This is a genomic window from Aquabacterium lacunae (genome assembly GCF_004310865.1).
GTDB classification, from domain to species: Bacteria; Pseudomonadota; Gammaproteobacteria; order Burkholderiales; family Burkholderiaceae_C; genus Aquabacterium; species Aquabacterium lacunae.
The window spans coordinates 194,802-218,153 of record NZ_SIXI01000006.1 but is presented as its reverse complement, the minus strand read 5'-3'; the positions used below and the strand labels follow the sequence as shown (position 1 = coordinate 218,153).

The following is a 23,352-nucleotide window of genomic DNA, read 5'->3' as shown; positions in this document are numbered from 1 at the left end:
GGGCACGCCCCTGACGGGGTGATCAGTGGTTTTCAGGCCGCAGCGAAGGTGCGCTCGGCCGCTTCCATGGTGTTGACCAGCAGCATGGTGATGGTCATGGGGCCCACGCCGCCGGGCACGGGCGTGATGTGGCTGGCCACTTCCTTCAGGCCGGCGAAGTCGACGTCGCCGCACAGCTTGCCTTCGTCGTCGCGGTTCATGCCCACGTCGATCACCACGGCGCCGGGCTTGACCATGTCGGCGGTCAGCACATTGCGCTTGCCCACGGCGGCCACCACGATGTCGGCCTGGCGTGTCATGGCGCCCAGGTCGGCGGTGCCGCTGTGGGTGATGGTGACGGTGGCATTGGCCGCCAGCAGCATCATGGCCATGGGCTTGCCCACGATGTTGGAGCGGCCGATCACCACGGCGTGCTTGCCGCGCAGGTCTTTCATGCCGATGGATTCGAGCATCTTCATGCAGCCATAGGGCGTGCAGGCCTTGAAGCCGACTTCACCCACCATCAGGGCGCCGGCACTGGCCACGTGGAAGCCGTCAACGTCTTTCAGGGGCGAGATGGCCTCGATCACCTTGTGGTCGTCGATGTGCTTGGGCAGGGGCAGCTGCACCAGGATGCCGTGGATGCTGGGGTCGTTGTTGAGCGACTCGACGCGGGCCAGCAGTTCGGCCTCGCTCAAGGTGGCGTCGTACTTTTCCAGCACCGAGTGAAAGCCCACGTCTTCACAGGCCTTGACCTTGTTGCGCACATACACCTGGCTGGCCGGGTTGTCGCCCACCAGCACCACGGCCAGGCCCGGCTTGAGGCCTTTGGCGGTGAGGGCGGCGGCGCGCTGGGCGACTTCGCCGCGCAGTTGCTTGGACAAGGCGTTGCCGTCGATGAGTTGTGCGGTCATGGGAAAAGGCTTGGCGTTGAAAACTGAAAAGGCCGCGAGGGAACGCGGCCTGTGGGCGGGGCAGGGCGGCGTGCCGCCGGGCTCAGGGCTTGGCCGGAGGCTGCTGCTGGCCCGAGGCGCCCAGGGCGATCTTGAGCAGGTCGGCCACGGTGTTCGCGTTGAGCTTTTCCATCACGTTGGCGCGGTGGGCTTCCACCGTCTTGATGGAGATGCCCAGGTCATCGGCGATCTGCTTGTTCAGGCGGCCGGCCACGATGCGTTCGAGCACCTGGGCTTCGCGGGTGGTCAGGCGCGACAGCAGGGCGTCACGGCTGGCAGCTTCCTGCGATTGCGAGAAGGCCACGCGGGCTTCGTCCAGCATGCGCTCGACCAGGGAGACCAGGGCGTCTTCCTTGAAGGGCTTTTCGATGAAGTCCATCGCGCCCTTTTTCATGGTGTTGACGGCCATGGGCACATCGCCGTGACCGGTGATGAACACGATGGGCAGGGGCGACTTGCGTTCCAGCAGCTTGTCCTGCAGCTCCAGCCCCGACATGCCGTCCATGCGGATGTCGGTGATCAGGCAGGCGACCTCACGGGGGTCGAAGCGGGCCAGGAAGGATTCGGCAGAGTCGAAGCAGCGCACGCGGTAGTCTTTGCCTTCGAGAAGCCACTGCAGCGAATCGCGCACGGCTTCATCGTCATCGACCACGTACACGGTGCCTTTCTTGGGGATCAGACTCATGGATGTGTGAATACCTGGTTGGATTGAAAACTCCCGACAGGCCCGGGTTTACCCCTGGCTGGGCCCGATCAGGCGGTGGTGCCTTCCGGCGCGCTGGATTCGACCGGTAGGGTGAATGTGAAACGACATCCCACCACTGACGACTCATTGTAGATGTTCTCTGCGCGAATGCGTCCGTGGTGTGACTCGACGATGGAACGGCACAGGCTCAAACCGATGCCCAGGCCGTCGGCCTTGGTGGAGCTGAACGCCTCGAACAGGCGGGCGATCTGCTCTTCCTTCATGCCAGGGCCGCCGTCGTTCACCTGGAACTCGACGAAATGGCCGAGCTCGTCGGTGTACTTCTGCATCACCCGCAATTCCACCACACGGCGGGACTGCGGGGTGTTGGCCAGGTCGATGGCTTCTGCGGCATTTTTCAGCAGATTGAGCAGCACCTGCTCGATCAGGATGGGGTCAGCGTGCAAAGTGGGCAGGCGCTGGCCGATGACGGCATTGAGCGTGACACGGCGGCGCTTCATTTCGAAGCCGGCCAGGTCGAGCACGGCGTCGGTGATGTCGCGCACGCGAGTGGACTGCTGCTGGGGCTCGCTGCGTTTGACGAACTGGCGGATGCGGTGGATGACCTGCCCAGCGCGCTGAGCCTGGCGGGAGGTTTTCTCCAGGGCCTCGATCAGCTGCTCGTTCTGGATGTTGCCGCCCTTGATGCGGCTGATCATGCCGCTGCAGTAGTTGGAGATGGCCGCCAGCGGCTGGTTGAGTTCGTGCGCCACGGTGGAGGCCATTTCGCCCATGGTGATCAGGCGGCTGGTGAACTGCGCCTTTTCGGCCTGGGCCGCGGCGGCTTCTTCCGATCGCCTGCGCTCGGTGATGTCGGTGGCGATCAGCATCTGGGCCAGGCGGCCGTCGGTCCACTGGATGTAACGGGCGCGCACGTCGAACCAGCGCTGCACGCTGTCGATGAACACCTCGCGGGCGTCACCACCGGCTTCTGTCAGGTGCTGGGTGGGCAGGCCGCTGAGGTTGTCGACCGTGTCGTCGGCCACCAGGGTCTGGCCCGAAGGCTCGACGCCGGTCAGGCGCATGTGGGCGTCGAAGCTGCCGCCGAACCACAGGCGGTAGCTGCGGTTGGCAAACAACAGTTCGTTGCGTTGCACCGACGCCACCGACACGGCGGCATCGAGCCCTTCCAGCACGGTGGTGAAGCGTTCGTGGGCCGCCGAGAGCTGGTCGCGCACGCGCTTGGCTTCGGTGATGTTGGTGACCGAGGTCATCCAGCCGGTCTGGTCGCCCTGGGCGTCGATCAGGGGCGAGACGTACATGCGGGCGTCGAAGGTGGAGCCGTCGCGGCGCTGCACCAGCACCTCCAGACCACCGGTGGGGCTGCGGCCCAGCAGTTCCTGCTGGAACATGCGGTTGAATTCTTCGATGCGGTCTTTGGGCCAATAAGGGTAGGGTGGCGTGCAGCCGATCAGTTCCTGCTCGGCAAAGCCGGTCATGGCGCAGAAAGCCGGGTTCACGTAGGTGATGCGACCTTCCAGGTCGATGGTGCGCATGCCGGTGAGCATGGAGTTTTCCATGGCCCGGCGGAAGTTGGTTTCTTGCACCAGCGTGCGCTGGATCTCGGTGCGCCTGCGCATGTGCTGCAAGGTGCCCATGAGGGTCCAGACCGTCAGGCCCGACAGCGCCAGCACCATCCAGAACAGGGTGTTGCCAATCAGGTTCGACGAGGTCTTGTAGCCCTCGCCTCGCAGCAGCAAGCCATTGCCCACCGGCGTCACGATCACTTCGTGCACGAAGGTGGGCGTGGTCTGGCCCTCGATACCGGGCAGGGTCGTGCTGGTGAGGGTCTGGCCGTTGACCTGCACCAGACTCATGGCATGGCGGGCGGCCACCTCGCGCGGCACCAGGAAGCGCATGAGCGAATCGAGCGAATACTCGGCCACCAATGTGCCCATGAAAGCACCGCGCTCCAGCAGCGGGATGTGCACCTGGATGACGCGGGCCTGCATGTCGTTGATGTAGGCCTGCGAGTACGTGGGCAGACCGCGCTCACGGGCCAGGCTGAAGGCCTGGCGTGCCTCGGGGCGGCGCGGGAGCACGGTGTCCGGGTGCAGGTCGCCCATGGGCACGCTGCGGTTTTGTGTCAGGTCGAGCCCGCCGCGCTGGGCATCGAGCGACAGCACGGCCCCCACCTGCGAGGCCTTGACCTGTTGCGCGGCCGTCACCCACGCCACGTTCAGCACCTCGGGGCGCGAGCGCACGAAATCGGAGGCCTGGTTCATGAACTGCTCGGGGTTCACGGTGCGCAGGCTGACCTCGCGGGCCAAGCGCAGCAACTGCTCCTGGTTTTCGATCAGGCGCAGGCGGATCTGTTGCTGCACGACCTCGGTGTCCCGTTTGACGGCCTCTTGTTCGCGCTCGATTTCTTCGTTGCGCAGGTACCAGAAGGCCGCCACGATGGCCGCCAGAAACAGCAGAACCGACACCAGCGGGCCGAGGGTGGCATAGCGGTCTTGCGTGCTGGGCGACTGCTGCTTCCACCAGCGCCAGAACATCGCGCGCGCCGAAGGCGGGTTGGCCGGCGGCGGGCTGGAGGGCGGTTGGGTGGACGTGGTCGGGAAAGCCATGGCTGAATTATCGGCGCAACAGCAAATGTGGACACCCACATGGAAGCACCCGGTATTGAGGTTAAATTCGGCCGCCTATGCGTCGCTTATCCGTGGCGCATGGTCAGGTCAAGCCTTCCATACTCCGGAAGGAGACCATTCATCAGGAGACTTCACCCATGTCTGCTTACGATCCGAGCCTGTCCAACCCGGACCTGGATCCTCAAGAAACCCGTGAATGGCTGGACGCCTTGACTGGCGTCATCGACACCGAGGGTCGCGCACGCGCCCACGACCTGCTCGAGAGCCTTCTCGACCACGCCCGCCAGGCCGGCATCGACATGCCGTTCTCGGCCACCACGGCGTACGTCAACACCATCAACCCGGAAGACGAGGCCCATTGCCCGGGCAACCTCGAAATCGAAGAGCGCCTGCGCAACTACATGCGCTGGAACGCCATGGCGATGGTGGTCAAGGCCAACCGGCACAACCCGCCCGATGGCGGCGACCTGGGTGGGCACATCAGCTCCTTCGCCTCGCTGGCCACGATGCTGGGCATCGGTTTCAATCATTTCTGGCATGGTGACTCGCCCGACCACGGTGGCGACCTGCTGTACATCCAGGGGCATTCGGCGCCCGGCATCTACGCCCGCGCCTTCCTGGAAGGCCGCATCACCGAGGAGCAACTGAACAATTTCCGCCAGGAAGTGGGCGGCAAGGGGCTGTCGAGCTACCCGCACCCCAAGCTGATGCCCGAGTTCTGGCAGTTCCCGACCGTGTCGATGGGCCTGGGCCCCATCATGGCCATCTACCAGGCCCGCTTCCTGAAGTACCTGCACGCACGCGGCATTGCCGACACCAGCAAGCGCAAGGTGTGGGTGTTCTGCGGTGACGGCGAAATGGACGAGCCCGAGTCGCTGGGTGCGATCGGCCTGGCCGCCCGCGAAAAGCTCGACAACCTGATCTTCGTGGTGAACTGCAACCTTCAGCGCCTGGACGGCCCGGTGCGCGGCAACGGCAAGATCGTGCAGGAGCTGGAAGGCGAGTTCCGGGGCTCGGGCTGGAACGTGATCAAGCTGCTGTGGGGCTCGTACTGGGACCCGCTGCTGGCCCGTGACAAGGACGGCACGCTGCGTCGCATCATGATGGAAATGGTGGACGGCGACTACCAGGCCTGCAAGGCCAACGATGGCGCCTTCGTGCGCAAGAACTTCTTCGGCCGCGACCCCAAGACCGCCGAGATGGTGGCCCGTCTGTCGGACGATGACATCTGGCGCCTGAACCGTGGCGGCCATGACCCGCAGAAGGTGTATGCCGCTTACCACGCCGCCGTGAACCACGAAGGCCAACCCACCGTGCTGCTGATCAAGACGGTCAAGGGCTTCGGCATGGGCAAGAGCGGCGAGGCCAAGAACACGGCCCACCAGACCAAGAAGCTGACCGACGAGGACATCAAGGCTTTCCGCGACCGCTTCAACATCCCGGTGACCGACGAAGAGCTGCCGAACCTGCCCTTCATCAAGCCGGCCGAGCACACGCCTGAAATGAGCTACCTGCACGAGCGCCGTCAGGCCCTCGGCGGTTACCTGCCCAAGCGTCGCCCCAAGGCCGAAGAAACCCTCCCTGTGCCTGACCTGAGCGCCTTCCAGAGCGTGCTGGAAGCCACGCCCGAGGGCCGCGAAATCTCGACCACCCAGGCCTTCGTGCGCTGCCTGACCCCGCTGCTGCGTGACAGCAACCTGGGCCCGCGTGTGGTGCCCATCCTGGTGGACGAGGCTCGCACCTTCGGCATGGAAGGCCTGTTCCGCCAGATCGGCATCTACGCGCCGGAAGGCCAGAAATACACCCCGGTCGACAAGGACCAGGTCATGTACTACCGCGAAGACAAGGCCGGCCAGATCCTGCAGGAAGGCATCAACGAAGCCGGTGGCATGAGCTCGTGGATCGCGGCAGCGACGTCGTACTCGACGAACAACCGCGTGATGATCCCGTTCTACATCTACTACTCGATGTTCGGGCTGCAACGCATTGGCGACCTGGCCTGGGCCGCTGGCGACATGCAGGCGCGCGGCTTCCTGCTGGGTGGCACCTCGGGGCGCACCACGCTGAACGGTGAAGGCCTGCAGCACGAAGACGGCCACAGCCAGCTGGTGGCGGGCACCATCCCGAACTGCATGAGCTACGACCCCAGCTTCGCGCACGAAGTGGCCGTGATCATCCAGGATGGCCTCAAGCGCATGGTCGAGAAGCAGGAAAACGTCTTCTACTACCTGACGCTGCTCAACGAGAACTACGCACAGCCGGGCCTGAAGCCGGGCACCGAGGCCGAAATCATCCAGGGCATGTACCTGCTGCAGGATGCCGATGCGTCGCTGAAGCCGCAGGTCAACCTGCTGGGTGCGGGCTCGATCCTGCGCGAGTCGGTGGCGGCCAAGGAACTGCTGGAAAGCGAATGGGGCGTGGGCGCCAACGTGTGGAGCTGCCCGAGCTTCAACCTGCTGGCCCGCGACGGCCAGGACGCCGAGCGCTGGAGCCTGCTGCACCCGACCGAAGCCCCGCGTGAGGCCTTCGTGACGAAGCAGCTGAACCGCACCAGCGGCCCGGTGGTGGCTTCGACCGACTATGTCAAGGCCCTGCCCGAGCAGATCCGTGCCTACATTCCCAAGGGCCGTTCGTTCAAGGTCCTGGGCACCGACGGTTTCGGCCGTTCGGACTTCCGCTATCGCCTGCGAGAGCATTTCGAGATCAACCGTCACTACATCGTCGTGGCCGCGCTCAAGAGCCTGGCCGACGAGGGCTTGGTGCCTGTGGCCAAGGTGGCCGAGGCCATTGCCAAGTACGGCATCGACACGGAGAAGGTGAACCCGCTGTACGCCTGATGCGCCGCGGGGCTGGCTGACCGTGTGGTCGGCGGGCCCTGCTGGCAGCCCAGGCACCGCGGTGCACCTTCGTCTTTCTCGAACTGAATTGGAAAGTCCACACCATGGCAACGATTGAACTGAGCGTGCCGGACATCGGAGACGTCTCCGATGCGGCCGTGATCGAACTGCTGGTCAAGGCCGGCGACACCATCAAACCTGAGCAAAGCCTGATCACCATCGAAAGCGACAAGGCCTCGATGGAAGTGCCGTCTGCCCACGGCGGCGTGATCAAGGAGCTGAAAGTGAAACTGGGCGACAAGGTGAGCATGGGCTCGCTGGTCGCCATCCTGGAAGTGGCGGACGGCGCCGCCGTGGCTGCGCCCGCACCGGCTGCTGCCAACGCCCTCACACCGGCACCGGCACCTGTGGCTGCCACCGCTCCGGCACCAGCCCCTGCGGTGTCTGCAGCGCCCGCGGCCGCGGCACCTGCTGCCGACACCAAGTCGCACCCCACCGCGGCCGTGGCCGCTTCGCCGCTGCCCGCTGCGGGCACCGTGCCCCATGCCTCGCCTTCGGTGCGCCGCTTTGCGCGCGAACTGGGCGTGCCGCTGGAACGCGTGCCCGGTTCGGGTCCCAAGGGCCGCATCACGCATGGCGACGTGCAGAACTTCGTCAAGGGTGTGGTCTCGGGTGCCGTCTCGGTGGGCGCTTCGGGTGCACCGGCCGGTGGCGCCGCGGGCGCGGGTTCGGCCGACCTGGGCGGCATGACCCTGCTGCCCTGGCCCAAGGTCGACTTCACCAAGTTCGGCCCGGTCGAGCGCCAGCCGCTGTCGCGCATCAAGAAGATCTCGGGCGCGAACCTGCACCGCAACTGGGTGCGCATTCCCCACGTCACCAACAACGAAGAGGCCGACATCACCGAGCTGGAGGCCTTCCGCGTGCAGCTCAATGGTGAGCACGCCAAGGCGGGCACCAAGTTCACGATGCTGGCTTTCCTGCTCAAGGCCTGTGCCGTGACGCTGCGCAAGTTCCCGCAGTTCAACGCCTCGCTCGATGGCGACGACCTGGTGCTGAAGAACTACGTGCACATCGGCTTTGCGGCCGACACGCCCAACGGCCTGGTGGTGCCAGTGATCCGCGATGTGGACCAGAAGTCCATCAGCCAGCTGGCGCTGGAAACCGCGGCGCTGGCGGCCAAGGCCCGCGAAGGCAAGCTGAGCCCGGCCGAGATGTCGGGCGGCTGCTTCTCGATCTCGTCGCTGGGCGGTTTCGGGGGCACCACCTTCACGCCCATCATCAATGCGCCTGAAGTGGCCATTCTGGGTGTGTGCCGTGCAGCCATGAAGCCCGTGTGGGACGGCAAGGCCTTCCAGCCGCGCCTGATGCTGCCGCTGAGCCTGAGCTACGACCACCGCGTCATCGACGGGGCGGCTGCGGCCAAGTTCAACGCTCACCTGGCTGCGCTGCTGGCGGATTTCCGCCGCGCGCTGGTCTGACCGGAAAGGACACGACATGGCTCTGATCCAAGTGCCCGTGCCCGATCTGGGCGACATCGCCGACGCCGCGATCATCGAGATCCTGGTGAAAGTAGGCGACACCATTGCGGCTGAGCAAAGCCTGATCACACTCGAATCTGACAAAGCCTCGATGGAAGTGCCCGCGCCGCAAGCCGGCGTGGTGCGCGAGATCCTGGTCAAGCTGGGTGAGCGCGTGGGGCAAGGCAAGCCCATCCTGATGCTGGAAGCGGCGGGTGAGGGTGCTGCAGCGCCTGCTGCCGCACTGGCCCCGGCTGCTGCAGCGCCCGCACCTGTTGCTGCGCCAGCACCGGCTGCCGCCTCCGCAACTGCTCCGGCAGCCTCGAACGTTGCACCCGTCAACGCGCCTGCCAACACAGATTGCGACGTGGTGGTGCTGGGTGGTGGCCCCGGCGGCTACTCGGCCGCCTTCCGCGCCGCCGACCTGGGCCTGAAGGTGATGCTGGTCGAGCGTTACGCCACCTTGGGCGGCGTGTGCCTGAACGTGGGCTGCATCCCGTCGAAGGCGCTGCTGCACGTGGCCGCCGTGATGGATGAGGTCTCGCACTTCGAAGCCCTGGGCGTGAGCTACGGCAAGCCCGAGTTGAACCTCGACAAGCTGCGCACGCACAAGTCGGGCGTGACCGGCAAGCTCACCGGTGGCCTGGCCTTCATGGCCAAGGCGCGCAAGGTCGAGATCGTGCGCGGCTATGGCATGCTGACCGGCCCGCACAGCCTGACGGTGGAAGTGACCACGGGCGACGCGCAGGACAAGACCGGCGAAAACCGCACGATCACCTTCAAGCGCGCGATTTTGGCGGCAGGTTCGCAGGCCGTGCGCCTGCCTTTCCTGCCGGATGACCCGCGCGTGGTCGATTCCACCGGTGCGCTGGCGCTGCCCTTTGTGCCCAAGAAGATGCTGGTCATCGGCGGCGGCATCATCGGCCTGGAAATGGGTACGGTGTATTCCACGCTGGGGGCCCGCATCGACGTGGTCGAGATGGGCGAAGGCCTCATGCCAGGCGCCGACCGCGACCTGGTCAAGGTTTGGGAAAAGCACAACGCGCCGCGCTTCGACCGCGTGATGCTGAGCACCAAGACCGTGGCGGCCGAAGCCACCCCCGAAGGCATCAAGGTGAGCTTCGCCTCGGCCAAGGAAGGGCAGCCGGCCCCTGAAGCTGGCGTGTACGACCTGGTGTTGCAAGCCGTGGGCCGCTCGCCCAATGGCCGCAAGATCGGCGCCGACAGCGCGGGCCTGACCGTCAACGAGCGTGGTTTCGTGCCCGTGGACGTGCAGATGCGCACCAACGTGCCCAGCCTGTTTGCCATCGGCGACCTGGTGGGCCAGCCCATGCTGGCGCACAAGGCGGTGCACGAGAGCCATGTGGCGGCCGAAGTGATCGCAGGCGAGTTGCTGGGTGACGAGAAGCTGGCCCGCGCAGCGTTCGACGCCCGCGTGATCCCGTCGGTGGCCTACACCGACCCCGAGATCGCCTGGGTGGGCCTGACCGAAGAGCAGGCCAAGGCGCAGGGCAAGAAGGTGCACAAGGGCCTGTTCCCCTGGAGTGCTTCGGGCCGCGCGCTGGCCAATGGCCGTTCGGAAGGCTTCACCAAGCTGCTGTTCGATGAAGAAACCGGCCGCATCGTGGGCGGTGGCATCGTCGGCATGAACGCGGGCGACATGATCGGCGAGGTGGCCCTGGCCATCGAGATGGGCGCGGATGAAGTCGATATCGGCAAGACCATCCACCCTCACCCCACGCTGGGCGAAAGCATTGGCCTGGCCGCAGAAGCTGCGCATGGTTCATGCACCGACCTGCCGCCGGTGAAAAAGCGCTGAGCCCCCCTGGCAAGCACTGAAGGCTGAGCCTTCAGCCCGTCAGCACCACGATCGCCCCGCGCTCACCCCGCGGGGCTTTTTCATGTTCGGATCAAGCCTGGATGCGAGGCCCCAGCCAGCGCGCACTCAATGGAAATCGCGGCTGTGCGTGTTCAGCCGCCCAAGCCAGGGCGTGAGGTCGCGCAGGCGATGGGCCACGAGGTGGCGCACTTCGCCTTCGCGCTGCCACACCCCATACACGGCCAGCAGTCGGGCGTGCACCAGTTCGCGCCGCTGCTTTTCCTTCAGGTGCGGCCAGACGATCACGTTGACGTTACCGGTCTCGTCTTCCAGGGTCACGAAGACCACGCCGGAGGCGGTGCCCGGTTGCTGCCGCACGGTCACGATGCCGCACGCACGGGCCAGCCGGCCGTTCGGGAAGTCATGCAACTGGGCGGCCGACAGCAGGCGCTCGGCCGCCAACATGGGGCGCAGCAGGGCCAGCGGGTGGCGGCGCAGGGTCAGGCCCAGCGTGGCGTAGTCGTGCACGATGTTTTCGCCCTCGGGGCTTTCAGGCAGCACCAGCGGGGCTTCGTGCACCGGCGCTTCGCGCAACAGGGCGGGGGGGCGGTGCTGTGCGCTGGCTTCCCACACCTGCTGGCGGCGGTGTCCTGCCAGGCTGCGCAGCGCATCGGCAGCGGCCAGGGCCCGCACTTCGGCCTGCTCCAGGCGGGCGCTGCGCACCAGGGCATCGACCGAGCCCAGCGCACCTTCAGGGACCTGCCGCCGCGCCGCCACGATGGCTTCGCCCACCCGTTGCGACACCCCCGCCACGAGGTGCAGGCCCAGTCGCACCGCCAGTGGTGCCTCTGCACGGCCATCGCGTGACCCTTCTGAGGTGCACATGGTGGCAGGCTCCAGCGTGCTGAGCCAGTCGCTGTGCTGCACATCGGGCGGCAGCACCTGCACGCCATGCCGGCGCGCGTCCTGCACCAGCTGGCTGGGTGAATAAAAGCCCAGGGGCTGGGCATTGAGCAGGCCGCACAGGAAGGCGGCTGGCTCATGGCACTTCACCCAGGCGCTGGCATAGACCAGCAAGGCGAAGCTGGCCGCGTGCGATTCCGGAAAGCCGTAAGAACCAAAGCCTTCGATCTGCTTGAAGATCTGCTCGGCAAAGGCCTCGCTGTAGCCACGCTCGCGCATGCCCTGCACGATGCGGTTGTAGAAACGGTCGACCGCGCCCTTGCGGCGCCAGGCCGCCATGGCGCGGCGCAGGGCATCGGCTTCGCCCGGGCTGAAGCCGGCGGCGATCACGGCCACCTGCATCACCTGTTCCTGGAAGATGGGCACGCCCAGGGTGCGCTCGAGCGCAGGCTCCAGCCCCTTGGGGTAGTCGATGGCTTCCAGGCCCTGACGCCTCCGCAGGTAAGGGTGCACCATGCCGCCCTGAATGGGTCCAGGCCTCACCAGCGCCACCTCGATCACCAGGTCGTAAAAGCGCCGGGGCCGCAGGCGGGGCAGCATGCTCATCTGCGCCCGGCTTTCGATCTGGAAGACGCCAATGGTGTCGGCCTGGCAGATCATGTCGTAGGTGGCAGGGTCTTCGGCGGGTATGTCCTGCAGGCGGAAGCTGCCGGGTGGCTGACCACGGCGTTGCGCAATCAGGTCGAGCGAGAGACGCAAGGCCGTCAGCATGCCCAGGGCCAGCACGTCCACCTTGAGCAGGCCCAGCGCATCGAGGTCGTCCTTGTCCCACTGGATGACACTGCGGTCGGGCATGGCCGCGTTCTCGATGGGCACCATGCGGCACAGCAGGTCGCGCGCGATCACGAAGCCACCGGTGTGCTGGCTCAGGTGACGCGGAAAACCCACCAGCACGGCCGTGAGCTCCATCCATTGCTGCACGCGGCGGTCGGCCGGATCGAGCCCGATTTCGGCCAGGCGCTCGGGCAGGGCGCGCATGCCGTCCCACCACTGCACATTGCCGCTGGCCTGCGCGATGGTGTGGGCATCAAAGCCCAGGGCCTTGCCCACATCCCGCAGCGCGCTGCGTTTCTGGTACGAAATCAGGGTGGCCGTGAGTGCCGTGCGATCGCGCCCGTACTTGCGGTACAGGTACTGGATGACTTCTTCGCGGCGCTGGTGTTCAAAATCGACGTCGATGTCGGGCGGCTCGTTGCGTTCTTTCGAGATGAAGCGCTCGAACAGCACGGAGGTGCGGGAGGGGTCGACCTCGGTGATGCCCAGGCAGTAGCACACGGCCGAGTTGGCCGCGCTGCCGCGCCCCTGGCACAAGATGCCCTGGCCCCGCGCAAAGCGCACGATGTCGTGCACCGTGAGGAAGTACTTTTCGTAGCCCAGCTCGGTGATCAGGGCCAGCTCGTGCTCGATCTGGGCGCGCACCCCCTCAGGCAGGCCTTGCGGGAAGCGCACAGGCACACCCTCGTAGGTGAGCTGGCGCAAGTGGCTGGCAGGGCTCTGGCCTTCGGGCACCACTTCTTCGGGGTATTCGTAGCGCAACTCGTCAAGGCTGAAGTGGCACTGGGCCGCCCAGTCGCAGGCTGCCTGCAGGGTGTCGGGCGGGTAACGCTGGCTCAGGCTCAGGCGACTGCGCAGGTGCTGTTCGGCATGGGGGCGCAGGGCCCAGCCGCATTCAGGCAGGGGCTTGCCCAGGCGGATGGCGGTGAGCACATCCTGCAGGGGTTTGCGGGAGCGGGCGTGCATGAGCACGTCACCTGTGGCCACCAGGGGCACGCCATGGGTCTGAGCCAACGCGCGCAAGGTGCGCAGCCACACGACGTCATCGACCTCGTGGTGCAGGCTCAGGGCCAGGCCACAGCGGTCGTCAAAGCACTGTCGCAGCCAGGCCACCTGGCGAGACACATCGGGGCCCAGCCCCACTTCAGGCGCCTCATGGGCCAGGCGAGGCAGGGCCATGAGCACACGCACACCGCTGAGCCTGCCGGCCCGGGCACTTTCGATCACTTGGGCCTGCGTGAGCTGGTACTGCCCTTTGACCGGTGAGGCACGACGCACCCGCGTGATGAACTCGCACAGCTGCCCGTAACCCTCGCGGTGCATGGCGTGCATGACCAGTCGGAACTGCGGCATGCCCTCGGGTGCGCGCACGGTGAACTCGGCCCCCACCAGCAGCTTGAAGGCCAGTGCCTGGATGGCGGTGGCCGGGTGCTGCCGGGCCTGCCGCAAAGCCAGGTGGGCGCGCACCACGCCGCTGACCGAGCAGTCATCGGTCAAGGCCAGGGCCTGATAGCCCAAGGCCAGCGCACGGTCGATCAGCTCTTGCGGGTGCGAGGCACCTCGCAGGAAGCTCAGGTTCGACGCGCAATGCAGCTCGGCGTAATGGGGCAACACGGTCGTGAGTGCCAGAGGGCATCAGGCCATCCAGCCGTGCAGGAACCACTGAGGGCGATGGTCAGGCGCGAGCCAGGCTTCACGGGCCATGCGCTCATGGAAGACCCACAACAAGCCAGCCCCAGGGCTGTGTGCCAGGTAGTAATCGCGGGCGGCGGCGGGGTGCTCCGGGTCCCACCAGCCCGAGTCCAGCCTGTGGGGACCGGCCAGCAGCTGCAAGCCCCCGTGGTGCAAGGGCTGGTGGGCATGGTCGCGCACCACGCGCACGGCCAGGGGCTGAGGTGCCTGTGCCAGCCAGGTGGGGGCCGGCAGGCCGGTGGATGGCGCGCCCCAGGCCATGGCCGCACGGCCGGAAGGCCGCTCGAATGGCACGTTCCAGGCCTGCCACTCCTGGGCACACTCGGGGCGGTGGTCGGCCACCACCTGCCCCTTGCGCACCTGGGCGCCCCCCAGGCGTGCAGCCAGGTGCTCCAGCAAGGCCGCGAGGGCCTGCTGCTGGGCCTGGCGAGCACGAGCCGTGTCAGCGTGGAGGTCCAGCAACTGGCTGGCAGCGCTGGCCCACTCGGCAAACAGGGCAGCGTTGTCATGCGGCAAGGGGGCCAGCTCGTCGGCGGTCAGGCGCAAGGCACCCACGGGGCCCGCCAGCGAGGCCTGCGCCAGGTGTTCCTTGAGTAAGCGTTGAAGCCGCCCGATCTCGCGGGTGGGGCCCGAGACGCGCACCTGGCACGCCCCACCGTCTCCGGCCGAGCGCGCGTGAAATTCGTGCTGCCAGTGCAGGGTGAGGGCGCTCACGCCCTGTTGTCGGGCGGTCAGCCAGACCTGCAGGCGGTCCAGCAAAGGGACTGCGGCGGCCAGCAAGTCGGGCGCCTGCTCCAGTCGCCCGGGCAGCTCCAGGTGGGCTTCGAAGGTGTCAGGCAGTGTCACCCAGGCAAAGGTCTCGGCTTTCAGGCCCAAGGCCTGGTCCAGGGCCAGCAGCACGGCAGCGCCCAATCGCCTGCTGAGCCCCGGCCTGGGCAGGCGTCGCACATCGCCCAGGGTATGGCAACCCAAAGGAGCCAGCGTGTCGGCATGGCGGGCCACTTCGGGCAGGGCCACCAGCGGCAGGCGATCGATCACCGGGCCCAGCGGCTCGTGCAAAGCGTTGAGCCAGGCCGTCTCGTGCTGTTCGATGGGGGCGCTTGACGATGCGCTGGGGGCTGCGTCAGGCAGGGGCCGCTGGGTGAGCACACGTGCCCGCACCCATGCACGTGCCGCTGCCGCTGTGGGGGCTGCACATGCCGCGGGCACACCCAAGGCCTGGGCACCCAGCCGGATCCGCTCCAGCAAGGCCTGTTCGCCGCCGAACAGACGCCGGCTGCTGTACACCTCCAGGCACACCTGGCCTTCGACCAGGGCCACCCGAGGGGTGAATTGCAGCGCCCACCAGGCCAGGGGCTCTTGCTGCCCGGGCTCACGGGGCCACAGCGCGATCCAGCAGGCCATGGGGCGTGTCATGGGAAAGCGGCCCGGCAGCCGAGGTCGCCTCGACCGGGTGAGACAAAGGCACGGTGGGCTGCCAGGGCGCCCACAGGCGTCGCCAGGCCACCGGCACGCGCATGGCCACAGGATGAGGCCACCAGCTGCCCCGGCGCTTGAGCACCTGCACCTGCCATTCGTCAGGCGCAGCCCCGAGCGACAAGGCCAGGCGCAACGGTGCGGGCGAAGCACTCGGGGCCACCGACATCGGGCGGAAAATGAAGCTCAGCCCGGCGTGCCCTGCCGCCAGGGTCTGCAGGCGCCTGAGTTGCTCGGGCCGGGCCTGAGGCAGCCAGCTGAGCACCGCGGTCAGGGCGTCGGATTTCAAGGCCTGCTCGGTGGCCCACAGGCGCTGGGCTTCGGTGGCGGCATGCACCCACACCACGCGGTCGACCGGCACACCCCACTGCGCCAGCCCGGGCAGGTGAGGGCATTGCCGCGGCCCGATCAGCAGCACGCTGCCACCCCGTGCCGTGAGGGCCGAGACCGCCGGCGCCACCAGCCGCCACTCGGCCTGCACGTGAGGGGGCTGCAGCACCTCGACCAGGTCCTGACCAGGCCAGCCGCCTCCGGGCAGGAGGGCATCGAGGGCCGCATGCCCGCTGGACCAGGTGCTGGCCGCGGCGCGACCCATGGCGTCGCCCCACCACAGGTGCTGGCTCAGATGGGCATGCGACGGTGGCAGGGCAGGGGCTGTGCGCGAAGTCATGGTGCAGTGCGACACGATGGCGGACAATGGCGGCTGACACCGCCACACATCAATACTGTATGCGCATACAGTATATCGATTCGGTGCCTGTGTGTGAACTTTCTTTTGCATGAGCGCGCCTGTGCCCACCGACCTGAACCCACCCCGCGACGACCACGAAGACGATTCTCCCGAACGCGCCCAGGTGGCGCGGCGCAGCACCCTGGTCAGCGTGGCTGTCAACCTGGTGCTGACCGTGGTGCAGGTGGTGGTGGGGGTGGTGGCGCACTCGTCGGCCCTGGTGGCTGACGGCATCCATTCGCTGTCTGACCTGCTGGCCGATTTCGTGGTGCTGCTGGCCAACCGGCACAGCCACCAGGGCGCCGACGACGACCACCACTATGGCCACCAGCGCTATGAAACCGCCGCCTCGTTCGTGGTGGGCTTGCTGCTGCTGGCCGTGGGCGCCGGCATGCTGTGGCAGGCTGTGGGCAAACTCTCGGCCCCGGCCGAAGCCTTGCCACCGGTGCAAAGCATGGCCCTGTGGGTGGCTTTGTTCACCCTGGTGGCCAAGGAAGGCTTGTTCCGCTACATGCTGGCCATGGCCGAAAAAGTGCGCTCGACCATGCTGGTGGCCAATGCCTGGCACGCCCGCTCCGATGCGGCCTCATCGCTGGTGGTGGCCCTGGGCATCGGCGGCAACCTCATGGGTTACACCTTCCTGGACCCGGTGGCGGCCCTGATCGTGGGCCTGATGGTCACGAAAATGGGCTGGGAGTTTGCGTGGGATGCGCTGCATGACCTGATGGACCGTGCTGTGTCGCAAGAGCAGTACGAACAGATCTGTCATCTGCTGATGACCACCCCTGGCGTGAACGAAGTGCACGATGTGCGCACCCGCAAACTCGGCGACATGATCGCCGTCGATGCACACCTGACGGTCGATGCAAACCTCACCGTCAAGGAAGGGCACGACATCACGTTGGTGGCCCGTGACCGACTCATGCGCAGCCTGCCTGTCATCAGCGTGATGACCCACCTGGACCCCGACGACCCGACACATCGGGCGGCCCGGGAGGCCAGCACTCAGCTGGGTTCCTGAGTGCCTGGCGTTTCGTCTCGGAACGCCTGAACTCGGTTGCGTGTGCCACGCTTGGCCTCGTACAAGGCCCGGTCGGCGCGCCCCACCAGCCGGTCTGCATCAGGGCAGTCGGTGCCCGGGCGGGCACTGGTGGCCACCCCCACGCTGACCGTCACCACGCGGGCCGTGGGTGAGGCCGAGTGGGGCAGGGCCTTGTCCATCACGCCTTGTCGCACCCGCTCGGCGACCTGCAGCGCGACTTCGTGTGTGGCGCCGGGCAGAACCGCCACAAACTCTTCCCCACCGTAGCGCGCCACGAAATCGATCGGGGCACGCACGTTTTCGGCCACCGCCGCCGCCACGATCTGAAGGCAGGCGTCTCCCGCCGGGTGACCGTGGTGATCGTTGTAGGCCTTGAAATGGTCCACATCCAGCATCAGCACCGACACCGGAGCGTTTTCACCGGCTGCGCGCTCCCAGACCTGCTGCAGGTGCTCTCGGAAATGGCGGCGGTTGGCCACCCCCGTGAGCACATCGGCCTGCGAGAGGCGGCGCAAGGTGGCGTTCACCTCGGCCAGCTGCTCGGTCATGGCCTGGTCTCGGCGCATCAGCAGGAAGCGGCGACGGCGCGCTTTCTCCACCAGGTAACTGGCGGCCAGGCTCAAGACGACGGCACTGAGCAGCAGGTGGAACAGGGAAATCTGCAAAGCATGTGGCAAAGGCAGATGTGCTCCCCAGGCGCTCCACAGGTGGATGGACAGCATGCCCAGCCCGAACAGCACGGCCCACAAAAAACCCACCGGCTGCACCAGCACGCCATACAGGATGACGACCATGTAACCCGCATGGTAGTAGATCGACATCGGGTCTCGACTGTTCAGCAGGATGAACGCCAGGCATGCGGCCGCCGCCCAGCCACTGACCAGCACGATCAAGTCGGTCACATCCAGCCAGACGCGATGCGTGAGCAAAGCCTTCTGGCGCTGCGCCCAGATCAGCACGCCCACACCAAAGGGCGTGAACAGCCCCAGACGCACGGCCACGCTTTGCCAGAACATGTCGCGGGCCATCAGCAGGTCGACCAGCAGGAAACTGTTGAAGATGACCAGCGCCAGCCAGCCAGTGCGCAGCAGTTGCTGGTGACGATGTTCGGCAATGGCCTGGCGATACTCGCCTTCCAGAGAGCCGGGCAGGGCAATGCGCCAGTCACGTCCACGCAGCAGGGCCGCGTCGATGGCCACGATCTGGTGGGACGTGGGCAAAGCCAGTGCTGCGGCATTCATGACACCAGCTCCTCGACCTGGGGCCACACACGGTTGCGTCCGCGGTTCTTGGCCTGATAAAGCGCCTGGTCGGCCTGCTGGATGAGGCGCTGAGGGCTGGCGTGGCGGTCACCGGCCTGCACGCTGGCCACGCCCAGACTGACCGTGACGCGCCCGTACAGTGGCGAGCCTTCGTGGGGCACCGCGAGGGCCTCGACAGAAGCGCGCACGCGTTCTGCCGCAGCCTGGACCTGGTCGGCTGGTGTGCGGTAGAGCAGCACGATGAATTCTTCACCACCATAGCGCGCGACGAGGTCACCAGGGCGACGCACGCTCTGGCGCAAGGCCTGGGCCACGGATTCCAGGCAGGCGTCGCCGGCCTGGTGGCCGTAGCGGTCGTTGTATTGCTTGAAGTGGTCCACATCCAGCATCAGGATGGATACACGCTCATTGTCATGCACAGCGCGGGACCACACCTGTGCAAAGAACTCATCGAAATGACGGCGATTGGCCACCTGCGTCAAGGCATCGGTGCGCGAGACCCGTTCCAGTTCGTCATTGGCGATGGTCAACTCCGAATTCAGTTCCCGCTGTCGCAAAGAGAGCAGGTAGTTGTGGCGGTCTTCGTATTCAAGGCTGTAGAGATAGTAGGCCGTGAACGTGGCCGTTGAGCCCAGCACCAGCCCGATGGGCAGCAGCAGCTGCCAGTGTGGGTTGGGAAACTGGACGCATGCCAATGCAAAAAGACCCATCTGTACGCCATTGAGCGCCAAAACCACCCAAAAGCGCATCCGGCTGAACACATTGGTGTAGAAAATGATCATCGCCAGCCCGACCATGTAGGCCTGCGCGTTGTCGCTCTGGCTGGTCAGGCACAGGTAAATGTGGATGAGCGAAGCCAGCACGGCCGACGAGGCCACGAACAGTTCACGCGACAGCACCTGGTGGATGTGCCCCAGCACCTGCAGGCCCAGCAGCGTCAGGCCCGTGAAACCCAGTGTGCGCAGCCACAGAGCGTCTTCAAACCGGTCGGGCACCATGGCGTGGTCAGAGACCAGGAACAGGTTGATCAGCCCGGCGATGGCGTAGCCCGCCTGCCGAAGCTGCTGGATGCGCGTCCGCGAGGTGTCTTGGGCATATCGCGCCTCCAGCTCACGAGGAAACACCAGCCAGCGAAAGCGCTCGGCCAGGGTCTGCTCGACCTGGAGGGCGGCACCGGCCGACAGCTCAGCGGCCATGCTTGCACCCTTTGGTTGACATAATATACATCGTCGAAACTAACTACAGCGCGTGTCCAGGGTTCTCAGGCTATCGACAAAGGCTTAACGCGGCATCGGGAACCCCCGCAGGCAATGTGCAGAAAGCACGCATCAGAAAGCCAGATGCCCCCCGTGGCTGAGGGGTTCGCCTCCAGGTGTTGCACGAAGCGCGCCACACGAGGCCTCTGAATCGACCGCCTCGGCTGAGGGACCCAGCTCGGCACGGCAACGTCCACGGCGTTTGGCCAGGTACAACGCGGCATCCGCACGCGACATGACATCGTCCAGTGATTCCAGCGACGAGGCTGCCCACACCGCAACCCCCACACTGACCGTCACGCAGCCGGTGCCCGGTGCCCGCTCATGGCGTATGGCCAACGCTCGCACCTCATCGACCAGCGCTTCGCCGAACACCAGCGCCTGTTGTTCGTCGAGCCCAGGCACCACGACCACGAACTCTTCACCACCCCAGCGTGCCACCAGCGCCCCCGGCTCAGCCATCGTGCAACCCGGCAAGCAAGCCACTTGCTCCCGCAGCACCTGCACCACCCAGCGCAAGGTTTCATCACCCGCCGGGTGCCCGTAGCGGTCATTGAAAGCCTTGAAATGGTCCACGTCGAGCACAAGCATGGCCAGCGATTCACCCGCCAGCCAGCTGCGGCGTCGCAAAATGGCCAGATGGTGTTCCAGCCCATGCCGGTTGGCCGCGCCCGTCAGCGGATCGGTGCGCGCAGCCACCTCCAGCTGGGCATGCGAGCTTCGCAACTGTTCCTGCAGGGCCTGTGCACGCAAGCTGGCCAGGTAACGCTGACGTTCTTCATGTTCCAACCTGCGATTGGTCATGAGTGTGTAACCCGCCACGCTCAGCACAAACACGAGCATGGGCACCCGCACCGCGGGCGGATATGCGTCGTCGCGCCACAGGGTGATGGCATGAACCAGGATGATGGCCAGGGTGAAAGGCACGGCCCACTGAAAGCGCAAACGCTGCACCACATTGCCGTACACCAGGATGATCACGTAGCCTGCATGGTAGGCATAACACAGCGGGCTGTCGCTGAGGTTCAGCAACAAGGCCACCGTCAGGGCGGCGATCACCCCATGCAGGGCCACCACCACCTCGAGCGACCAGCTGGGCAAGGTCAGCCAGAAGGCACGATAGCGCCAGCCCGCCCAGATCGTCAGGCAGCACAACGGCGTGAACAGCCCCAGGCGCAACAGGGCCGCCATGTCCAGCACGTCCGGGATCAGCAGCCAGTCCACCAGCAGGAAGAAGTTGTAATTGAGCACCGAGATGGCGCCACTGACCACAAAATGACGCAGCCGTGCGGGCCCCATGTCACGCTCGAAATGGCGCTCGACTTCGGGCGGAAAGGCCATGAACCAACGCGACCGGATCATGCTGCGCTCACCAGGGTGTCGCTGGCATAAGGGTCGGCGTCACGGGCCCAGACCCGGTTGCGCCCGCGCGATTTGGCCTCGTAAAGGCAAAGATCAGCCGTGCGAAGGAGCTCGGCCAGGCTGGACTGCGAATCAGGCCGCATGGCACTGACCCCCACGCTGACCGACACCACCGCACCTGAGCGAGACGCCGCATGCGGACGGGCCATGTCGCTCACGGCAATCCGGATGCGCTCCCCCACCAGCCTTGCCGACTCAAGTGAGGTGTCGCTCATCACCACGGCAAATTCTTCGCCGCCCCAGCGCGCCATGACATCACCTCCCTTGCGCATGCAGGGACGCATGGCCGCTGCAACAGCGCGCAGGCAGGCGTCACCAGCCGGGTGGCCGTGCAGGTCGTTGAAGGCTTTGAAATGGTCCACATCCACCAGCAGCACGGCCAGCGACTGCCTGCGGGCCACCGAATCGGCCCACACATGGCCCAGCACCTCGTCAAAGTGGCGTCGGTTGGCCAGTTGGGTGAGGCTGTCTGTGCGGGCCGTCTGCGCCATGGCGTCATGGGCACGGCGCAGCTCCTGCTGCAGGTCTTCCTCCTGGCGCGCCATCAGCCAGGCCCGGCGCTCGTCGCGCTCGAGCACCCACGCGGCGTACAACGTGAAGGCCAGCAAGGACATCAGCAAGATGGTGGAGCTTTGCGCCACAGGGTGCGGCATCAGCTGCATCGCGTGGATCGCCGCCAGGTGCCCGGCCAGGGTGGCGACGCTCAGTGCCAGCGCGGGCAGGAAACGCGCCACGGCCGTGACAAACATGACCACGATGTCCAGCACCACCAGGCTTTCCAGCGCCCACACGCTCTGGCTGCTCAAGGACACATACAGGCAGATCAGCACGCCCAGCAGCCCCCCGCCCGCCAGGCTCCACTCGCGCAGTGCAACGGGTGCCCAGCGCTCCACCGCCTGTTGCCCGAACACGCACACCAGCGGAAACAACACCCCTTTGAGCAACAGCACCTGCCAGAACATGTCGGGCAGCAGAAACCAGTCGGTCAGCACCATGCCGATGGCAAACACCGCACCCAGCCGGGACGCGCGACGGATCAGGTGCAGGCGGTGCGCGGCCTGATCGCGCTGGAAACGGGCCTCCAGCGCAGGCGCAAACCCGGCATGCCACGGGCACATGCGCCCGGAAACCACGGGCCCACCGAGCGCTGTCTCAAGCTGTGCCGAATCCATGCAGCCACTTCCAAGGCATGCCGTATGCTTGCCGGGCACTGTCTTTGCCAACCACGCCCGGGGCCACATGCGTCAAAGTTCTCAATGTGTCAATGTTTTACGAAATGTGTTGAATGCCATCACCGGGACAACCCTGCTTTGTCTGACTTTCGGGGCTCAGGCGGGGGCCACGCTGGATGCAGTCAAGCAACGCGGGCAGGTGCGGTGTGGGGTCAGCACGGGGGTGGTGGGTTTTTCAGCCCCTGACAGCCAGAACCGCTGGAAAGGCCTGGATGTCGACGTCTGCCGCGCAGTGGCCGCTGCCGTGCTGGGCGACCCCGACAAAGTGGCCTACACGCCCCTGAACGCACAGCAACGTTTTGCGGCGCTGCAGTCGGGCCAGATCGACGTGTTGTCACGCAACACCTCGTGGACGCTCACCCGCGACGCCTCGCTGGGCCTGCATTTCGTGGCCGTGACCTACCACGACGGCCAGGGCTTCATGGTGCCACGCAAGCTGAAGGTGAACAGCGCCCGACAACTCAAGGGTGCTCAGGTGTGCGTGCAGGCGGGCACCACCACCGAAAAGAACCTGGCTGATTTTTCTCGCCGCCATCAGCTCAACCTCAAGCCGGTGGTGTTCGACACCTTCGAAGCGGCCTTCAAGGCCTACTTCTCGGGCCGTTGTCAGGCCTACACCACCGATGCCTCCGGCCTGGCCAGCGTGCGCACCAAAGAAGCGCCCTGGCCTGACGAGCATGTGATCCTGCCCGAGCTGATCTCCAAAGAGGCCCTGGGCCCCATGGTCAAACGAGGCGACGACGACTGGCTGGCCGCCGTGCGCTGGACCGTGTTCGCCCTGCTGGAAGCTGAAGAACTGGGCATCTCGCAGGCCAATGTGGCCGGCAAGAAAGCCGACCCCGATCCAGCCGTGCAGCGCTTTGTGGGCAGCACCGAAGACATGGGCAAGCTGCTGGGGCTGGACCGCCAGTGGGCCGTGCGTGCCGTGCAGGCCACCGGCCACTACGGCGAGATCTTCGAACGCCATGTGGGCCAGCAGTCGGCCCTGAAGCTGGCCCGTGGCCCCAACCGCCTGTGGAACCAGGGGGGGCTGATGTTTGCCCCGCCCATCCGCTGACGCCG

General features: G+C 66.2%; 15 protein-coding genes. 5 read left to right on the top strand and 10 right to left on the bottom strand.

The window, feature by feature from the left end; all coding sequences use genetic code 11:
• Positions 1-32: 32 nt before the first annotated feature.
• From folD to EYS42_RS14615, 3 genes are all read right to left on the bottom strand, one after another.
• Positions 33-893, bottom strand: a complete 861-nt coding sequence (gene folD / locus EYS42_RS14625; protein ID WP_130968933.1) for a bifunctional methylenetetrahydrofolate dehydrogenase/methenyltetrahydrofolate cyclohydrolase FolD — start codon at positions 891-893, stop codon at positions 33-35.
• Between the two features lie 82 nt (positions 894-975).
• Positions 976-1,617, bottom strand: coding sequence for a response regulator transcription factor (locus EYS42_RS14620; RefSeq protein ID WP_130968932.1), 642 nt, complete (start codon positions 1,615-1,617; stop codon positions 976-978).
• Positions 1,618-1,685: 68 nt separating this feature from the next.
• Positions 1,686-4,247: a PAS domain S-box protein gene (locus tag EYS42_RS14615; RefSeq protein ID WP_130968931.1), complete on the bottom strand. Its 2,562-nt coding sequence runs from the start codon at positions 4,245-4,247 to the stop codon at positions 1,686-1,688.
• A gap of 158 nt (positions 4,248-4,405) precedes the next feature.
• On the opposite strand from EYS42_RS14615, the gene aceE reads away from it, so the two are divergent.
• From aceE to lpdA, 3 genes are all read left to right on the top strand, one after another.
• On the top strand, positions 4,406-7,105 hold the full coding sequence (gene aceE, locus EYS42_RS14610) for a pyruvate dehydrogenase (acetyl-transferring), homodimeric type (protein ID WP_130968930.1): 2,700 nt from the start codon (positions 4,406-4,408) through the stop codon (positions 7,103-7,105).
• Between the two features lie 104 nt (positions 7,106-7,209).
• Complete coding sequence (aceF, locus tag EYS42_RS14605; RefSeq protein ID WP_130968929.1) at positions 7,210-8,583, top strand: dihydrolipoyllysine-residue acetyltransferase; 1,374 nt, start codon at positions 7,210-7,212, stop codon at positions 8,581-8,583.
• A 16-nt stretch (positions 8,584-8,599) separates the two neighbouring features.
• Positions 8,600-10,441, top strand: coding sequence for a dihydrolipoyl dehydrogenase (lpdA, locus tag EYS42_RS14600; protein WP_130968928.1), 1,842 nt, complete (start codon positions 8,600-8,602; stop codon positions 10,439-10,441).
• 126 nt (positions 10,442-10,567) lie between these two features.
• On the opposite strand, the gene EYS42_RS14595 is transcribed toward lpdA, so the two are convergent.
• Genes EYS42_RS14595 through imuA form a run of 3 tightly spaced genes read right to left on the bottom strand, consistent with a single transcriptional unit; the run spans position 10,568 to position 16,016 of the window.
• The gene (locus EYS42_RS14595) at positions 10,568-13,792 is read right to left on the bottom strand and encodes an error-prone DNA polymerase (RefSeq protein WP_245503657.1); all 3,225 of its coding nucleotides are present in this window, start codon (positions 13,790-13,792) and stop codon (positions 10,568-10,570) included.
• A 21-nt stretch (positions 13,793-13,813) separates the two neighbouring features.
• Positions 13,814-15,274 (bottom strand): DNA polymerase Y subunit UmuC family protein, encoded by a 1,461-nt coding sequence (locus tag EYS42_RS14590; RefSeq protein WP_130968926.1) that lies wholly within the window; start codon positions 15,272-15,274, stop codon positions 13,814-13,816.
• A complete protein-coding gene (imuA, locus tag EYS42_RS14585) occupies positions 15,243-16,016 on the bottom strand; it encodes a translesion DNA synthesis-associated protein ImuA (protein ID WP_165456801.1) in 774 nt (257 codons plus the stop codon). The genes EYS42_RS14590 and imuA overlap by 32 nt, the downstream gene beginning before the upstream one ends.
• A 109-nt stretch (positions 16,017-16,125) precedes the next feature.
• Between imuA and EYS42_RS14580 the strand changes: the two genes are divergently transcribed.
• Positions 16,126-17,097: a cation diffusion facilitator family transporter gene (locus EYS42_RS14580; protein ID WP_130968924.1), complete on the top strand. Its 972-nt coding sequence runs from the start codon at positions 16,126-16,128 to the stop codon at positions 17,095-17,097.
• On the opposite strand, the gene EYS42_RS14575 is transcribed toward EYS42_RS14580, so the two are convergent.
• The 4 genes from EYS42_RS14575 to EYS42_RS14560 all read right to left on the bottom strand — a co-directional run bounded on the left by EYS42_RS14575 (position 17,082) and on the right by EYS42_RS14560 (position 22,176).
• Complete coding sequence (locus EYS42_RS14575; RefSeq protein WP_130968923.1) at positions 17,082-18,359, bottom strand: GGDEF domain-containing protein; 1,278 nt, start codon at positions 18,357-18,359, stop codon at positions 17,082-17,084. The two genes, EYS42_RS14580 and EYS42_RS14575, sit on opposite strands and share 16 nt — an antisense overlap.
• Entirely contained in the window at positions 18,356-19,576 is a 1,221-nt protein-coding gene (locus EYS42_RS14570; protein WP_130968922.1) for a GGDEF domain-containing protein, read from the bottom strand. The genes EYS42_RS14575 and EYS42_RS14570 overlap by 4 nt, the downstream gene beginning before the upstream one ends.
• A 132-nt stretch (positions 19,577-19,708) precedes the next feature.
• Entirely contained in the window at positions 19,709-20,998 is a 1,290-nt protein-coding gene (locus EYS42_RS14565) for a GGDEF domain-containing protein (protein WP_130968921.1), read from the bottom strand.
• Complete coding sequence (locus tag EYS42_RS14560; RefSeq protein WP_165456800.1) at positions 20,995-22,176, bottom strand: GGDEF domain-containing protein; 1,182 nt, start codon at positions 22,174-22,176, stop codon at positions 20,995-20,997. The genes EYS42_RS14565 and EYS42_RS14560 overlap by 4 nt, the downstream gene beginning before the upstream one ends.
• A gap of 121 nt (positions 22,177-22,297) precedes the next feature.
• Here EYS42_RS14560 and EYS42_RS14555 point away from each other — a divergent pair, with 121 nt between their 5' ends.
• On the top strand, positions 22,298-23,347 hold the full coding sequence (locus tag EYS42_RS14555) for an amino acid ABC transporter substrate-binding protein (protein ID WP_130968919.1): 1,050 nt from the start codon (positions 22,298-22,300) through the stop codon (positions 23,345-23,347).
• Positions 23,348-23,352 lie beyond the last annotated feature (5 nt).

Coding starts and splice junctions, on each gene's coding strand:
- folD (WP_130968933.1), bottom strand. CDS start 893: ATGACCGCACAACTCATCGACGGCAACGCCTTGTCCAAGCAACTGCGC.
- EYS42_RS14620 (WP_130968932.1), bottom strand. CDS start 1,617: ATGAGTCTGATCCCCAAGAAAGGCACCGTGTACGTGGTCGATGACGAT.
- EYS42_RS14615 (WP_130968931.1), bottom strand. CDS start 4,247: ATGGCTTTCCCGACCACGTCCACCCAACCGCCCTCCAGCCCGCCGCCG.
- aceE (WP_130968930.1), top strand. CDS start 4,406: ATGTCTGCTTACGATCCGAGCCTGTCCAACCCGGACCTGGATCCTCAA.
- aceF (WP_130968929.1), top strand. CDS start 7,210: ATGGCAACGATTGAACTGAGCGTGCCGGACATCGGAGACGTCTCCGAT.
- lpdA (WP_130968928.1), top strand. CDS start 8,600: ATGGCTCTGATCCAAGTGCCCGTGCCCGATCTGGGCGACATCGCCGAC.
- EYS42_RS14590 (WP_130968926.1), bottom strand. CDS start 15,274: ATGGCCTGCTGGATCGCGCTGTGGCCCCGTGAGCCCGGGCAGCAAGAG.
- imuA (WP_165456801.1), bottom strand. CDS start 16,016: ATGACTTCGCGCACAGCCCCTGCCCTGCCACCGTCGCATGCCCATCTG.
- EYS42_RS14580 (WP_130968924.1), top strand. CDS start 16,126: ATGAGCGCGCCTGTGCCCACCGACCTGAACCCACCCCGCGACGACCAC.
- EYS42_RS14575 (WP_130968923.1), bottom strand. CDS start 18,359: ATGAATGCCGCAGCACTGGCTTTGCCCACGTCCCACCAGATCGTGGCC.
- EYS42_RS14570 (WP_130968922.1), bottom strand. CDS start 19,576: ATGGCCGCTGAGCTGTCGGCCGGTGCCGCCCTCCAGGTCGAGCAGACC.
- EYS42_RS14565 (WP_130968921.1), bottom strand. CDS start 20,998: ATGATCCGGTCGCGTTGGTTCATGGCCTTTCCGCCCGAAGTCGAGCGC.
- EYS42_RS14560 (WP_165456800.1), bottom strand. CDS start 22,176: ATGTGCCCGTGGCATGCCGGGTTTGCGCCTGCGCTGGAGGCCCGTTTC.
- EYS42_RS14555 (WP_130968919.1), top strand. CDS start 22,298: ATGCGTCAAAGTTCTCAATGTGTCAATGTTTTACGAAATGTGTTGAAT.